At 66.4% G+C, this 15295-nt stretch carries 11 protein-coding genes and 1 tRNA gene; 8 read left to right on the top strand and 4 right to left on the bottom strand.

The annotated features are described in order from the left end of the window. Window positions 1–45 precede the first annotated feature (45 nt). Entirely contained in the window at window positions 46–1041 is a 996-nt protein-coding gene (locus FKZ61_RS04310) for an FAD-dependent oxidoreductase (protein WP_141608833.1), read from the top strand. Here the strand turns inward: FKZ61_RS04310 and FKZ61_RS04305 are convergent. From FKZ61_RS04305 to FKZ61_RS04295, 3 genes are all read right to left on the bottom strand, one after another. Beyond that, window positions 1036–2637, bottom strand: a complete 1602-nt coding sequence (locus FKZ61_RS04305; RefSeq protein WP_141608832.1) for a phytoene desaturase family protein — start codon at window positions 2635–2637, stop codon at window positions 1036–1038. The two genes, FKZ61_RS04310 and FKZ61_RS04305, sit on opposite strands and share 6 nt — an antisense overlap. Window positions 2638–2664: 27 nt before the next feature. Next, complete coding sequence (locus FKZ61_RS04300) at window positions 2665–3492, bottom strand: alpha/beta fold hydrolase (protein ID WP_141608831.1); 828 nt, start codon at window positions 3490–3492, stop codon at window positions 2665–2667. Between the two features lie 65 nt (window positions 3493–3557). Next, a complete protein-coding gene (locus tag FKZ61_RS04295; RefSeq protein WP_141608830.1) occupies window positions 3558–4460 on the bottom strand; it encodes an NAD(P)-dependent oxidoreductase in 903 nt (300 codons plus the stop codon). A gap of 688 nt (window positions 4461–5148) precedes the next feature. Between FKZ61_RS04295 and FKZ61_RS04290 the strand changes: the two genes are divergently transcribed. From FKZ61_RS04290 to FKZ61_RS04270, 5 genes are read left to right on the top strand one after another with little or no spacing between them, the layout of a single operon-like run. After that, the gene (locus FKZ61_RS04290) at window positions 5149–6495 is read left to right on the top strand and encodes an ABC transporter substrate-binding protein (protein ID WP_211358401.1); all 1347 of its coding nucleotides are present in this window, start codon (window positions 5149–5151) and stop codon (window positions 6493–6495) included. Further along, window positions 6485–7435, top strand: a complete 951-nt coding sequence (locus FKZ61_RS04285; protein ID WP_211358400.1) for a carbohydrate ABC transporter permease — start codon at window positions 6485–6487, stop codon at window positions 7433–7435. Before FKZ61_RS04290 ends, FKZ61_RS04285 begins: the two co-directional genes overlap by 11 nt. Continuing rightward, window positions 7432–8259, top strand: coding sequence for a carbohydrate ABC transporter permease (locus FKZ61_RS04280; RefSeq protein ID WP_141608828.1), 828 nt, complete (start codon window positions 7432–7434; stop codon window positions 8257–8259). The genes FKZ61_RS04285 and FKZ61_RS04280 overlap by 4 nt, the downstream gene beginning before the upstream one ends. Window positions 8260–8284: 25 nt before the next feature. Beyond that, complete coding sequence (locus FKZ61_RS04275) at window positions 8285–9190, top strand: phytanoyl-CoA dioxygenase family protein (RefSeq protein WP_141608827.1); 906 nt, start codon at window positions 8285–8287, stop codon at window positions 9188–9190. A 42-nt stretch (window positions 9191–9232) separates the two neighbouring features. Further along, complete coding sequence (locus FKZ61_RS04270) at window positions 9233–11521, top strand: glycoside hydrolase family 3 C-terminal domain-containing protein (RefSeq protein WP_229964134.1); 2289 nt, start codon at window positions 9233–9235, stop codon at window positions 11519–11521. 69 nt (window positions 11522–11590) lie between these two features. Here the strand turns inward: FKZ61_RS04270 and FKZ61_RS04265 are convergent, their stop codons facing one another. After that, window positions 11591–13936, bottom strand: coding sequence for a VIT domain-containing protein (locus FKZ61_RS04265; protein ID WP_141608826.1), 2346 nt, complete (start codon window positions 13934–13936; stop codon window positions 11591–11593). Between the two features lie 212 nt (window positions 13937–14148). On the opposite strand from FKZ61_RS04265, the gene FKZ61_RS04260 reads away from it, so the two are divergent. Continuing rightward, window positions 14149–14220, top strand: a tRNA-Gly gene (locus tag FKZ61_RS04260). Between the two features lie 153 nt (window positions 14221–14373). Next, window positions 14374–15132: a hypothetical protein gene (locus FKZ61_RS04255; protein WP_141608825.1), complete on the top strand. Its 759-nt coding sequence runs from the start codon at window positions 14374–14376 to the stop codon at window positions 15130–15132. The last annotated feature ends 163 nt before the right edge of the window (window positions 15133–15295 follow it).

The following is a 15295-nucleotide window of genomic DNA, read 5'->3' as shown; positions in this document are numbered from 1 at the left end:
GAAACTTTCAGACGAACGTCTGTTTGCCATGGGATAGGAGGAACAATGGATATTGCCGTCATCGGCGCCGGTATCATCGGCCTGACCAGCGCCCTGCGCCTGGGCGAGGCCGGCCACAGGGTCACCGTGTACGCTCGAGAACATCCACCCCACACCACTTCTGACCGGGCCGCGGCCATCTGGTGGCCCGACCTGGCGGCGGATCCGTCATTTGTCTCTACGGCATATCGACAGCGGGTCCTCCACTGGGCGCGGCACTCCTGGGAGGCATATCGGAGCCTGGCCGGCCAGCCTGAGTACGGCATCCGCCCGGAACGTTGCCATATCTTCTACGCCGAGCAGCCAGAACCGCCCCTGGCGGCCGAGATCGTCCCCTTTTCCAGGCTCCACCACGAACCCCACCTGCCGGGAGGGTTGGCCTGGCATTGGGAGTTCGACTCCCTTCTCATCAACATGGCCCGGCTGATGCCCCAGCTGGTGGCCGACTGCCGGGCAGCGGGGCATGCCCTGCGCCACGGCAGCTTCACCCACCTGGATGAGCTGCTCGCCCTGGACGCCGACCTGGTGGTCAACTGCACCGGCCTGGGCAGCCGGGAGCTCTGCCCGGACCCGGACCTGGTGCCCATCCGGGGGCAGTTGCTCCACCTGCGGCCCCAGCCTGTGCCATACAAACTGACGGTGCCCTGGAACGGCCGCTCCATCTACTGGATGGCCCGGGACGACGTGTTGATCCTGGGCGGATCCTACGAGCCCGGCGTGGAGGAGACTGAGCCGACGCCGGACGAGATTGAGGCCATCTGGCAGGCCCACCAGTCCTGGCTGGCCGCCGGGGCAGGCGGGTTGCCGGCGCCGGCCTTGCGGCGGGAGGATATCTTGGGGGCGGCTGCGGGGATCCGCCCCCATCGACGGCATGGGGTTCGTCTGGAGCTGGAGTGGCGGCAGGGGCGCCCCGTGGTACACAACTACGGCCACGGAGGCTGTGGCATCAGCCTGGCCTGGGGCTGTGCCGCCGAGGTGGTGGCGTTGGTGGAGGCGCTATAGCTGGCCCAAGATTTCCAGGGCGGCGTTGCGACCATTGATGGCGATGACGCTGCCGCCGGGGTGGGTACAGGCGCCACAGAGGAAAAACCCGTCCATGGGCGTCCGGTAGTCCAGCCGGCGGTCCCACATGTACGGGGGCAGGATCTCGCCCTGGAAGATGTGCCCACCGGTCAGGCCCACCCGTCGTTCGATGTCCGGCGGGCCCAACACCTCCATGGCTTCCACGGCCTGGGGCAGGTTGGTGCAGAAGCGGGCGATGGAGGCCAGGGCCAGCTGGCCCACCTCCTCCCGGCGGCTCTCCCAGTCCCCCTGGGCAAACCGGTAGGGGACATACTGGGCAAAGACGCTCATGACATGTTTGCCCGGTGGCGCCACGCTGGGATCGTGGGCGGTCTGGAAGTAGAGCTCGGTCCACAGGCGGGGTGGCAGCTCCCCCTGGCGGGCCAGTTGGGGATAGGTGCGCCATTCTTCCTTGGTGAGGGGGGTGTTGATCTGGCCGCGGTGGTGGGGCTCCCAGGTGCCCGGCCGCGCGACGAAGTTGGGCAGCTCCGCCAGGGCCACGTTGACCTTGACGGTGCACCCCTCCATGGGCAGGGCTTCCACCTGTTGACGCCAGACATCATCCACATGGGGGCCCAGGAGGCGCAGGGTGGTGCGGGGGTCGGCATTGGAGACCACCACCGGAGCGGCGATGCGTTCGCCGCCAGCCAGCTCCACGCCTTCGCCGGGCACGATGCGGGCCACCGGGGTGCCGGTGGCGATCACGGCGCCGCTCTCCCGGGCGATGTCGCAGAGGATGAATGAGACCATGCCCATGCCGCCCTCCACGTACCCCCAGGTGCCCGGCAGCCCTCCCAGGCGTCCAGAAGCGTGGTGGAAACGCACGGACGCGGTGCCGGGATCGTAGGGGCTGGCATTGGTGCCGATGACCCCCTGGCCCAGGAGGGCGGTCTGCAGGCGTTCGTCGCGGAGGTAGTGCTCCACAAACTCCACCATGGACCATGCGAAAAGGAGCTGGCGGGCTTCTTCATCGCCCCCCAGGCGCGCCTCGATCTGCTCCCGGCTGGGCGGGCGACCCAGCCAGAGGTCCCCCGGCCCATCGGGCCGCAGCGCGTCCCGGGTGCGGCGCAGGAGATCCCCCATGGCCCGCCAGCCTTCCACATCCTGGGGCGACAGGCGGCGGATTTCGGCTTCACAGCGCTGGTCATCGTCCCAAAGTTGGACGCTCTCGCCGTCCTCAAAGGGCACGAAGAGGCCGGCTGTGGCTGGGAACCAGCGGTAGCCGTGGGCCGGGAAGTCGAGCTCCTGGATCACCCGGGGATGTAACAGGCCGGCCAGATAGGCACAGGGGGAGACCCGGTAGCCTGGCCAGGGCTCTTCCAGGGTACACGCGCCGCCTACCCGCTCCCGGGCCTCCAGGACCAGCACCTGTTGGCCGGCCCGGGCCAGGTAGGCGGCGCAGGTCAGGCCGTTGTGGCCCGCGCCCACCACGATCACGTCCCAGCGCCGGGCGGCCAGCTCTCGGACGGGGGCCGGCAACCCCAGGCGCCCCAGGGTTTCAGCCGCCCGTTCCGGCTGATGATAGGCTGTCGACATGGTCAACTCCGCCTCTGTCCTGTCCGGCTAGCCCTGGCTGCCCACGTGCTGGGCCAGGAAGTCGCGCACGGCCAGGAGGAAGGAGTCGAACTGCTCCCGGCGGATGTTGTGGCCGGCCCCCAGGATGTGGGCCACCTCCACGGCCGGGTTCAGTTCAGCAGCCTGGCGGGCCAGTTCCGGCGTGACGATGGCCCCCCGCTCGGGGTCCGCGATCACCAGCAGGGTGGGGCAGCGGATGGCCTTCACCGTCTCCACCCAGGGCAGCCCGTCCTGCCCCACAAATTCCAGCACGTTGGGGCTGACCTGCAGTTTGGCCTCGGCCCAGGCATCGAATTCCTCTTCCGACCAGGTAGGGTTTTGGGTCTGTCCCTGGGCGATGATCTCCTCCTTGCTGAGCTGCTGGCGCTTGAGGATCTCCTCACGCCACTGGGCGGCCCGCTCCTGGGGATCCTGGTCGGCGGGCGCGTCCGGCATGCGCCACGGCGGATCCTCCAGTACCAGGCAGCCCACCACGTCCGGGTAGCGGGCCGCGCAGACGGCCGCAGAAGCCGCGCCCATGGAGTGGCCGATGATGGCCGGCCTGTCCAGCTCCAGGGCCTGGATCAGCCCGGCCAGGTCCGCGGCGTGATCTTCCCGGGAATAGCCTTGCTCGGGCTTGTCCGACAGGCCATGGCCCCGGGCGTCCACCAGGATGAGGTCATAGTCCTCCTCCAGGGCCCGGGCCAGCCTGGACCAGCAGAGGCCGTTGTCGGTGATGCCGTGGGCCAGGACCACGGGCGGTTTCTCGCCGCCGGTGCGGTGATAGTGGATCTGGATGCCGTTGACGGTCACGTAGCCGTCTGACCATTGGGACATGGGCATGACTCCTGTGTCTGTAAAATGGCGAATGGTTGAAGAGAACAGGTTGGTACCCGGCCGGGCTACCCCGACGTGGAGCCGACAACCTGCGACAGGTGCTCACTCAAGATCTGGAGCATCTCCTCCAGGGTGGGCTGGGGATCTTCAGGCGTGAGCCGGGCCAGGGGCGTCTGTTCCACCAAGCGATACATGTCGGCCGCGCCCAGCAGCATGCGCGGGGTCAGGCCCACCTGCTCAAAGGTGGCTGCGATTTCCTCCATCTCGCCCACCCAGCGGTAGGCCTTGGCCGGCATACCCGGCAGGCTGCGGTTCATCCGTTGGAGCATGGCCGGCTGGCTGGCTTCGAACTCCTGGCGCAGGGCGGGCCAGACACCCAGGGCCTGGGCCGCCACCAGCAGCTCGGTGCTCAGGGCGGTCAGCCCCTTGGTCAGCGCGGCATAGCACATCTTGAGGGCCGACGCGTGGCCCACCGTCTCCCCGATGACCCGCACGTCCAGCCCAAAATTCTGAAGAACGGCGAATTCGTCTGCGTGGGGGCCCGACGCGTAGAAGCGGGTGGCGCCTGGCTCCCGGGGCGGCGGCCCGATGATGGAGGCGTCCACGAAGCGGGCACCGGCCTGCTCCACCTCCTGGCCCAACCGGCGCACCGTTTCGGGCGAGATGGCGTTGCAGTCCACGTAGAGCAAATCGGCGCCGGTCCGCTGGAGCGCCTCCGCCACCTGGCGGGCGGCGGTCAGGGCCTGGGCCGGCACCAGGATGGAGAGCAGCAGATCCGCCTGCTGGACCAGCTCCTCGTAGCTATCCACCGGGGCAATGCCTGCCTGGGCGGCCAGGTTGCGGGTGCGAGGGCTGCGGCCCTGCAGGCAGGTGATCACCGGCAGGCCGTGCTCCCGCAGAACCCGGCCCACCGCGTGGCCCATATCGCCCGGGCTGAGAATGGCAACGGTTGGCAATGGCTGGGACATGAGATCCTCCCCCAGGAACAAAAGCGGCTTCCATCTGTAGGATTGCCTGATTATACCCCCGGAACCCAGGATTGGCGAACCGGCAGCCAGAAATTGGATATGTCCCAAGGGAGGGAAGGGCCATAGCGGCGGTTGGCAATCGCCGGTGCCAGTCCCCGCGCGTCATCAAGGCCGTAGGTCCCATTTCTATACGGGACGGCATCCGGGCGGCTGGGAGCCGCACCTACGGCAAACCGGCGCCCTTTCGTGATGGGCGCCGGCGGGCGGGCACGGGGGCCCGCCCCTACGGGGACTGTCGTCATTCTTTCGTCTGTCGGGATGTGGCACCATCGGGCGGCTGGGAGCCGCAACCAATGGTCTCCCCCTCGTAGGCGCAGCTCGCAGCTGCGCTTCGGCGGTCTCCCTCCATCTTCACGGATCTGCCGAAACCGGGCAGCTGGGAGCCGTACCTGCCACCCATTGGAGACAAGTCCGAGAAAATCAAATTAAATCGTTTGCCTCGGCGGGCAAAATGTGCTATCAATAGGGTTGCAATCCAGCCTGCGAGCGTCGCCTTTCGGCGCTGTCTGCCCCAATCTTCGCCAAAGATCCCAGGGCCAGTCGGCCTGTTCCTGCCACCGAGACGCTTGCGGGCATCCGTCCACCTATTCGTTGTCTACCCAATCAAACAGCTTCAGGAGGTTTGACCATGCAATCCAAGCGCGTCGTCAATCGACGGCAGTTCATGAAGTACCTGGGCTTTGGCGCCACCAGCGCGGCGCTGATGGCAGCCTGTGCTGCACCCGCCGCCCCCGGAGCCACCGGCGGCGCCCAGGCCCCCGCGCAGGAAGCCCCGGCCCAGGGCGCCAGCGGCGAGAACCAGCTGGAGATCTTCTCCTGGTGGACCTCGGGCGGTGAGGTGGAGGCCCTGAACGCGCTGTACGCCATCTACAGCGAAAAGTACCCCGACGTGGAAATCATCAACGCGGCCCTGGCCGGCGGCGCCGGGCAGGGCGGCAACATGAAGGCCCTGCTGGAAACCCGCATGCAGGGCGGTCAACCGCCGGACTCCTTCCAGGTGCACCTGGGCCGGGAGCTGATCGACAGCCACGTCATCCCGGGGCGCATGGAGCCGCTGGACTTCCTCTACGAAGAAGAAGGGCTCTATGACGTCTTCCCCCAGGATCTGATCGAGATCGCCTCCTACGACGGCCATCCCTGGTCGGTGCCGGTCAACATCCACCGCTCCAACGTCCTCTGGTATCGCACGGACAAGCTGGAGGCTGTGGGCGCCGAGCCCCCCACCACCTGGGACGAGTTCTTCGAAGTGGCCGAAATGTTGAAGGCGGCCGGCATTCCCGCGCTGGCCGTGGCCGAGAACGAGCCCAACTTCAGCGGCCACGTCTTCGAGACGGTGCTGGTGGCGGTGATGGATCCGGAGACCTACCGGGGCCTCTTCAACGGCTCCACCAGCTGGGAGAGCGAGCAGGTAACCCAGGCCCTGGAGATCCTCAACCGGGCCTACGACTACGCGAATCCGGATTACCTGAGCACCAGCTGGGGCGACATCAACGACCGCTACGTGGCCGACGATGGCCCCGCCATGATGATCATGGGCGACTGGACCCACGGCGTGCTCAAGTCCAAGGGCTTCACCACCTACCACTGGGCCCCCTCCCCGGGCACCCAGGGCAAGTTCATCGTCCTGTCCGATTCCTTCGGCCTGCCCAAGAACGCACCCCATCGGGAAAACGCCATCAACTGGCTGCGGGTCTGTGGCTCCCGGGAAGGTCAGGACGCCTTCAACCCGCCCAAGGGCTCCATCCCCGCCCGCACCGATGCCGACCTGAGCGTCTACGACGAATATCAGCTGGAGGCCATGGAAGATTTCAAGACCAACATCCTGGTGCCCAGCATCCAGCATGGCGCAGCCGCCAAGCAGAGCTTCGTGCTGGACTACGCCATCGCCCTCAACGTGCTGGCCACCACCCGGGATGTGGCCGCCGCCCAGGCCCAGCTGATCCAGGCAGCGGAGGATGCAGGCTTTGGCGCATAAGAGCATTCCAGCAACGGGGGAGCGCGGCGTGGCCGCCTCCCCCATCACCCAGAAGAGACGCCGCTCCTGGCTACGGAGCGACATGTTCATCGCGGTGCTGGTGCTGACGCCATCCATCATCGCGGTGGCCCTGTTCATCTACGGCTTCATCGGCTGGACCTTCTACATGTCCACCGTGAAGTGGAACAGCCAGGTGCCGGACTTCACCTTCGTGGGCCTGGCCAACTGGGAACGGCTCTTCTCGGACCGCCGCTTCCACATCGACCTGCGGAACCTGGTCTACTACGCGGCGGGCTTCATGACCCAGTGCATCGTCTTCGGCTTCATCATCGCCGCCCTGCTGGACCAAAAGATCAAAGGGGAAGCCATCTACCGGACCATCATCATCTTTCCCTTTGCAGTCTCGGGTATCGTCACCGGCGTGGCCTGGCGCTGGCTCATGCAGCCCAGCACGGGCATCAACCTGCTCTTCGCCAAGATCGGCCTGGAAAACTTCCAGCCCACCTGGAACAGCCATCCCCAGTACGGCATGTGGGCGGTGAGCATCGCCGCGGCCTGGCAGTTCACCGGCTATGTGATGGCCCTCTACCTGGCCGGCCTGCGGGGGATCCCCAATGAGCTGCGGGAGGCGGCCGCCATCGACGGGGCGGGCACCTTCGCCACCTACCGCCATGTGATCATCCCTCTGCTCATGCCGGTCACCTTCACCGCCATCGTCCTCACCGGGATGAACTCCATTCGGGTCTTCGACCTGGTCTCGGCCATGAGCGGTAGCGGCCCGGCCTTCGCCACGGACACCCTGGCCTTCTACATGTTCCAGTCCACCTTTGGCGCGTATCGCTATTCCCTGGGCGCGGCCATCGGCTCGTTCATGATCTTCCTGTCGGCCTTCCTGATTGTGCCCTACCTGATGAGCATGCGGGGGGAGGTGGAACGATGAGTCTGCAACGGCTGTGGAGCCGCGGGGCCATCTACCTGGTGTTGACCGCCTTCGCGGCCTTCTACCTGATGCCCTTCTACGTCATGCTCATCACCAGCCTCAAGCCCTACGCGGACGTAAACATCACCCGCATGTGGGAGCTGCCCCGGGGCATCTATCTGGATGGCTTCCTGGAGGCATGGCGGCTGGTCTCGCCCAATTTCAAGAACAGCGTCATCATCACCGTCCCCGCTGCGCTCATCTCCGCCTTCATCGGCTCCATCAACGGCTACATCTTTGCCAAGTGGCGCTTCCGGGGGGCGGACACCCTGTTCATCCTCTTTCTGGTGGGCATGTTCCTGCCCTACCAGGGCATTCTGATCCCCCTGGTGCTCACCCTGCAGGCGTTGAAGCTCTATGGGACGGTCATCGGCCTGATCCTGGTCCACTGCATCTTTGGCATTCCCATCACAGCCCTGCTCTTCCGCAGCTACTACGCCGGGGTGCCCAACGAGCTGGTGGACGCGGCCAAGATCGACGGCTGTGGCTTCTTCGGCATTTACCGGTGGATCCTGCTGCCCATCTCCATGCCCGCCTTTGCGGTGGTGTTGCTGTGGCAGTTCACCACCATCTGGAACGACTACCTGATCGGCCTGGTGGTCCTGAGCACGCCCCGGCTGGCGCCCATCAACGTGGCAGTCCAGAACATCGCCGGCAGCTGGAGCGTGGAGTGGAACGTGCAGATGGCCGCCGCCCTCATCGCCGCGCTGCCCACCGTCCTGGTCTATCTGCTCCTGGGCCGCCTCTTCATGCGGGGGCTGCTGGCCGGCGCCCTCAAGGGATGAACCACACCGACAAAAGGAAAGCACCATGTCCATCCTCACAGCCTCAGGTTTGAACGTGGCCACCTCCCTGCCCCTCTCGCCGGAGGTGGTGGCCGCCTATCACCAGGAAGGTTATGTCATCCTGCCCGGCGGGCTGACGCCGGGCGAAGTGGAGGAGCTCCGCCAGGAGACCACCCGGGTCTGCCGGGGAGAACTGGGCGAGATCCGGGGCGTCACGCCTGCCGGGCCCGAGGAAAGCGACGACGACGTCCTGCGCCGCTACCTGTGCATCCACTTTCCCCACAAGATCTCGCCGGTGATGCACCGCTACCTGGGGCACCCGGCCATCGCCCAGGTGTTGACCCAGGTGATCGGCCCCAACGTGAAGTGCATGCAGTCCATGCTCTTCATCAAGGCCTCGGGCAAGCCCGGCCAGGCCTGGCATCAGGACGAATACTTCATCCCCACCCGGGACCGCTCCCTGACCGGCGCCTGGATCGCGCTGGACGATGCCACCGTGGAGAACGGCTGCCTGTGGGTCATCCCCGGCTCCCACCGTCACGGCATCATCTGGCCCCAGCACGAACACAACGACCGCCGCTTCGACTGCACAGGCGAGGCCTACAACTTTCCCTACACCGACGAAGACGCGGTACCGGTGGAAGTCGAAGCCGGCTCCATCCTTTTCTTCAACGGCTATCTCCTCCACCGCTCCCTGCCCAACCGGGCGCCGTCTGGCTATCGCCGGGTGCTGGTCAACCACTACATGAGCGCGGAGTCCCTCCTGCCCTGGCGTCCACCCCAAGAAGGGGAACACATGGCCATTGCGGATTATCGGGACATCGTGATGATCGCGGGCCAGGATCCATACGCCTGGAAGGGCATCGAGGATCGGGCCCGGCCCCACGTCCGCCCCAGCGGAGAGGGCGGCTGCAGCAAGGACGGTCGCTGAGGCGTATCTATCCGGATAGAACAGGCCAGAAAGGAACCTGTCATGGACGACCTCTCCAGCCTCGTGGCGCAGATGACCCTGGAAGAGAAGGCAGCCCTCTGCACCGGGGCCAGCGCCTGGACTACCACGGCCGTGGAGCGGCTGGGCATCCCGGCCATGCTCCTCTCCGACGGCCCCCATGGCGTCCGCCGGGTGCCGGACGTCCACGCGCTGGCCGCGCCCAGCCTGCCGGCCACCTGCTTTCCCACCGCCGCGGCACTGGCCGCCACCTGGGATCCTCAGCTGCTCTACACTATGGGCGAAGCCCTGGCCGCCGAGGCCCGGGCCCTGGGTGTGGATGTGTTGCTGGGGCCCGGCGTCAACATCAAGCGATCTCCGCTGGGTGGCCGCAACTTTGAGTATTTCTCCGAGGATCCCTACCTGGCCGGTGTCCTGGCCAGCAGCCTGATCCAGGGCATCCAGAGCCAGGGTGTGGGCACTTCCCTGAAGCATTACGCTGTCAACAACCAGGAGCATGAGCGCCTGCGCATCAACGCGGTGGTGGATGAACGCACCCTCCGTGAGATCTACCTGCCCGCCTTCGAGCGGGCCGTGAAAGAGGCCCGACCCTGGACGGTCATGTGCGCTTACAACAAGGTGAACGGCATCTACTGCTCCGAGAATGCCCGGCTGCTGACCCAGATCTTGAAAGGGGAGTGGGGATTCGACGGCGTGGTGGTGTCCGACTGGGGCGCGGTCCATGACCGGGTGCGGGCGCTGGAGGCCGGACTGGACCTGGAGATGCCCGGCCCCAAACCCCATCGTACCCAGGCGGTAGTGGACGCCGTCCGCAGCGGCGCCCTGGATGAAGCGGTATTAGACGAGGCAGTCCGCCGCATTCTGGCCGCGGTGGAGCGGGCTGCCGCCACACCTAAGGAAACCGAGACCTTTGACGTGGACGCTCACCACGCCCTGGCGCGGCGGGTGGCTGCCGCCGGCATGGTGTTGCTCAAAAACGATGGGATCCTGCCTCTGCAGAAGGGACAATGCCTGGCAGTGATCGGCCGCGCGGCCAGGGAACCCCACTTCCAGGGCGGGGGCAGTTCCCACATCAACCCGACCCGGGTGGATATTCCCCTGGACGAGCTGGCCCGGCTGGCCGGCGAGGGCGACCTGACCTATCGGGAAGGCTACCCGGCCGACGACAGCTTCCAGCAGGAGCTCATCGACGAAGCCGTGGCCGCCGCGGCAGAGGCCGACGTGGCCCTGATCTTCGCCGCCCTCCCGGCGTCCAAGGAATCCGAAGGCTACGACCGGACTGACCTGGACCTGACCCGCCAGCAGGTGGCCCTGATCCAGGCGGTCAGCGCCGTCCAGCCCCGGACGGTGGTGGTGCTGAACAGTGGGTCGGCTATCGACATGCAGGCGTGGATCGACGGGGTGGCCGCGGTGGTGCAGGCCTGGCTCATGGGGCAGGCAGGCGGCGGCGCCATCGCCGACGTGCTCTACGGCGTGGTCAACCCGTCCGGCAGACTGGCAGAGACCTTCCCCATGCGCCTGGAAGATACGCCAGCCTTCCTCCACTTTCCAGGGGAAAATGGCGAAGTGCGCTACGGCGAAGGCCTGTACGTGGGCTACCGCTACTACGACGCCCGCCAGATACCCGTCCTGTTCCCCTTCGGCCACGGGCTCAGTTACACCACCTTCGAGTACAGCCATGCCCGCCCATCGAGCCCCACGTTCCGAGAGGTGGATGGTGTGGATGTGTTGGTGGAGATCACCAACACGGGCCAGCGAGCCGGCGCCGAAGTGGTCCAGGTCTATGTTCGGCCCCATCAGGCCCGGTTGGCCCGCCCGCCCAAGGAGCTGAAGGGCTTTGCCAAGGTGGAACTGGCGCCCGGTGAAACCCGGACGGTCACCATCCACCTGGACGAGCGGGCCTTTGCCTACTTCGACCCGGCCTATGGCCGCTGGGTGGCCGAGGGGGGACAGTACGACCTCCTCATCGGCGCATCCTCGGCCGACATCCGGGCCCAGGTGACGGTGACGTTGGAGGCTACCCGGCCACTCCCCAGCCGCCTGGACATGGAATCCACGGTGCAGGAATGGCTGGCCGACCCCATTGGGCGCCCCCTGTTCGAGCCCATGTATCAGCAGATGGTGGCGCAGCTCGGGGCGGCTTTGGGCGGCGAAGACACGGCCTCCATCGGCATGGACATGACCGCCTTCATCCTGGACATGCCCCTGGTCAGCATCCTGGGGTTCCAGGAGGCCATGCTGCCGGCGCCGGCTGAAGAGATCGTGGTCGACCTGTTGAGGCGCGTGCAGGAGGCGAACGCCGGGGCAGGGTGAGGGGAGGAAAGCCCTTCATCTTGGGGTGTGCTGCGCTGCAATGGGGCGCAGCACACCCCAAAAGCGCCATCACTGCTCGATGCGGGTGGTGATCCGGATGGCGTGGCCGGCATCCACCACCACGACCAGCTCCGGCGAGATGGCCAGCCACTGGGCCATGTCCGGATCTTCCGCCAGCTGGAAGTAGCGAGGGCTGCCAAAGATCACCGTCTCCACGGCCATGGATTCCTCGTAGGCCGTATCCACCCAGAGGATCAACCCTTCTCCATCCGGCCCGGGTACCTGGCCCTGGCGGCCGAAGGTCTTGCCGTTGACAAAGCGCACCGCCTCGTGCTCCGGCACCACGGTGGCCTCGGCGATCTGGCTGCGGGCCTGGCTGGCCACCACGGCCGCTTCGCCCGCAGCCGGCAGGGCGGCCACTGCCTCGGCCTCGGCGGCCACCGACGCCTGGGCAACCGGGCCATAGGCCCTGGGCATGGCATCGGCCGGGAGCGGCACTGGGCCTGCGCCCCCCTGGCCGCCTGGCACGAGAGGCCGGGGAGCCGCCGCCACGGAAGAGGGTTCCTGAACCAGGTAGCTGGTGTACGGCGTGACGATGCCATACCGCAGGCTGAGGGTCACGATCGCATCGATGGCCTCCTGGCTGGCACCGTTGCGGCGGATGGCCTCCAGCAGGGCGCCGATCTTGCGGGTGGCCCAAAGGCGAGCCACAAAGGGTTCCCCCCCGGCGGAGACCAGCGTCTGATCCGGGAAGGGGTAGATCTGGGTGACACCGTTGACCTGCCCCTGCAGCGTCACGGTGATGGTGCCGCTCTGCTGGTAACGGCCGGCCACCACCAGCTGCTCACCGGCAAAGAGGTCGGGCAGGGGATAGGGGAAGAGGTCGTAGGTGGCCACTCCCTCCCCAAAATCCAGGGCCAGATCGGCCAGGACCGGCGCACTGATGCCGGCGTAGAACTGGCTGACGGCTTCATCGATGCGCTGATCCGGGCGGACGTAGCTGCTGCGGCCCTGGAGCCGGCTGCTCACCGTGTCCAGCAGGTCGGTGTTCACGTCGTAGCCCACGCCGAAGGTGAAGAGGCGCACGCTGCGGTGGGCCGGGGCATGCCGGATGGCGTTGTCCACGATGCGCCAGGCGTCGGTCTCCCCCTGGGTGGGCAGGCCATCGGTCAGGAAGAGGATGTAGGCCGGGCGTCCTTCGGCTTCGGGTTCGGGCTGAATTTGGGCCAGGGCCTCCAGCAGGGCCCGGTTGATGTCGGTGGAACCGCCGGCCTGGAGCCCATCGATCCAGGCGTGGGCGCCCTGGCGGGTTTCGTCAGCGACGGGCTGGAGGCCCGGCTGCCAGAGGCGCACGCCGGTGCTGAAGCTGATGAGGTTGAAGCGGTCGCCCGGGTTGAGATGATCCACGATGAAGTGGGCGGCGGCCCTGGCCTGCTCCAGCTTGCCGCCCTCCATGGAGCCGGAGACATCCAGCACCAGCACCAGATCCCGCCGGACCAGCTCGGGCGCGGCCGCCTGGATGGCCGGCGCGGCGAGCAAGACGAAGTAGCCATCTTCGCCGGCCGGCCTGTAGCTGAGAAGGTTCAGCCCCACGGCGTCCTCGGCTGTGCTGAAGTAGAGCTCGAAGTCGCTTTCCGGCCGAACGTCCTGCTGGCTGAAGGTGACCCTGGCCTGGTCATCGGCGGGCCGGCTTACGTCGATGGGGTGGCTGGGGCTGTAGAGGATGCGCAGGCCGGGCTGGTTGACCAGATCCACGCGAATCTCCAAAGCGCCCAGGCGTCCATCCCGATGTTGGGGTGTGGCCAGGGGAAAACGGAAGTAGGCCAGGCCATTTTGCTGCCCGATGAGCTGGGTATAGCGCAGTTCGACGGTGCGGCTCTCGCCCGGCGGGATGGGAAACAGGTTGGCCTGGAAGAGACCCCGTCCCAGGTATTGGAGCAGGGCCGGATCTTGATAGCGCCGGACCACATCCTGGTAGATGCGCCGTGCCTGGTCCGCGGGCAACAGTTCCCCTTCGATCACCTGGCCGTCCACCCGCATCTGGAAGCCGCCCACCGCGGCGTCAGGTGGCAATGGGAAGAGGTAGGTCCCTTCCACAGGCTGGTTCCCCTGGTTGCGAAAGACCTGGGAGAGATGGACGGAAGCAATGCGGCCGTCGATCTGCACGTCCACCTGATAGCGGTCCACGCCCACGGTGGGGATCATGGGCACCGGCGGGGGCGGCGCAGGCGGCGGTGGGAAGGGAGGCGGCAGGATGACGTCCTGGGCGTGGGCCGGCAAGGGCCATATCAGCAACAGGAGGAGAGCCATCCACAGCACGAGCCATGGATGCCAGGGCCTGTGCACACCTGGGTAGCGGCCCCGGGTGGCTGAGGGCAGGCGCCGGGCAGGCGCCGAGACAGGTCGAGCGTTCATGGAAACACCACCTTCTTCTAGGGATGAAATCCTCTGGCGAGGCTTCTTCTGACCGTCAAACAGCCAGGCCACGGCACGTGCCAACGTGGTCGTATTCTTGGGACGGGCGGGGCGGAAGGATTGTTCCGGCAAAATCCCGGGCGTCCCAATAGGCCCCCGATTCAATTTGACAAGGGAGAGGTGTGTTTGTATACTTGGGGTTGAAAGGATTTGCGGGCGTAGTTCAGTGGTAGAACGTCAGCTTCCCAAGCTGAATGTCGACGGTTCGAGTCCGTTCGCCCGCTCAGGGAATGCGCAACTTCGGTTGCGCATTTTTTTGTCTTTTTCCTCCTCCCACTTCGCCTGCGGACATGGTAAAATACAGGTGGCAAGTGAGAGCCTAGAAGAGGCGGCAACTCGCCTCGATACAGAAGCGCACCTCACTGGAGGCATGAAGGATGGCCCTCAGTTCAGAACAACTCCGCTCGATCATCGACCTGATCCGCCGTGACCCCGAGGCGCGTCGGCAACTCCTGGCCGCCCTGGAATTGGAACCGCTCCGGGAACTGCCAGGCCGTGTCGATGGTCTGGGTGAGAAGCTGGACCGACTGGCAGCGATCGTGGCCGAGTTGGCAGAGATGCAGCGCCGGGCCGAAGCGCGGCTGGAGGGGGTCGAGGAGCGACTGGCCCGCCTGGAGCGGCTCAGCGAGCAGCTCGTCGAATCCCAACTGCGGATGCAGGAAGAACTCCAGACCATCATGCGCTGGCAGGCCGGTGAGGAGGGGCGACGCCGGGGCGAACAGTACGAACGGAGCGTGGAATTACGCGCTTCCCGGCTGCTGGGCGAAGGGGAAGGAGGCCGCCTCCAACGGGACCATATCTATCGTCGCCTCCAGGCGTTGACGGCACGGCTTCCCGATCTCGTCGATCTTCCCGAAGAGGCCGACCCCATGCTGGCCGACCTGATCTGGTGGAAGGACGACACCTACGCTGTGGTGGAAGTTTCCGTTCGGGTCGATCGCCTGGACGTGTTGCGGGCGGCCCAGCGGGCGGAGACACTGCGCCGGGCCGGCGTCAACGCGCTGGGGGTGGTCATCGGCGAAGAGTGGGTGGCCGAAGATACAGCCGCACTGGCCCGGGAGAAAGGGGTGGCGTGGAAGATCGGACGTGACCTCTCCCAAGATTTGCTGGCGTTCCGCCATGCCGGCACGTCGTAAATCCCGGCAGAAATTCGCCGATCGGTTCCACCAAAGGAAGCGCGCCCAGAGGGCACCCGGAATTTCTGCCGTGGTATTTACGCCAGACTGTAGTAGTGGGTGGTGGGTGGCTCCCAGTGGAGCCACCCACTACCCACCACGTAACCACCTTTACACAACCCTC

The organism is Litorilinea aerophila, assembly GCF_006569185.2.
Classification (GTDB): Bacteria; Chloroflexota; Anaerolineae; order Caldilineales; family Caldilineaceae; genus Litorilinea; species Litorilinea aerophila.
Note: the sequence above shows the minus strand (reverse complement) of the source record. Positions and strands in the feature narration are given on the sequence as shown.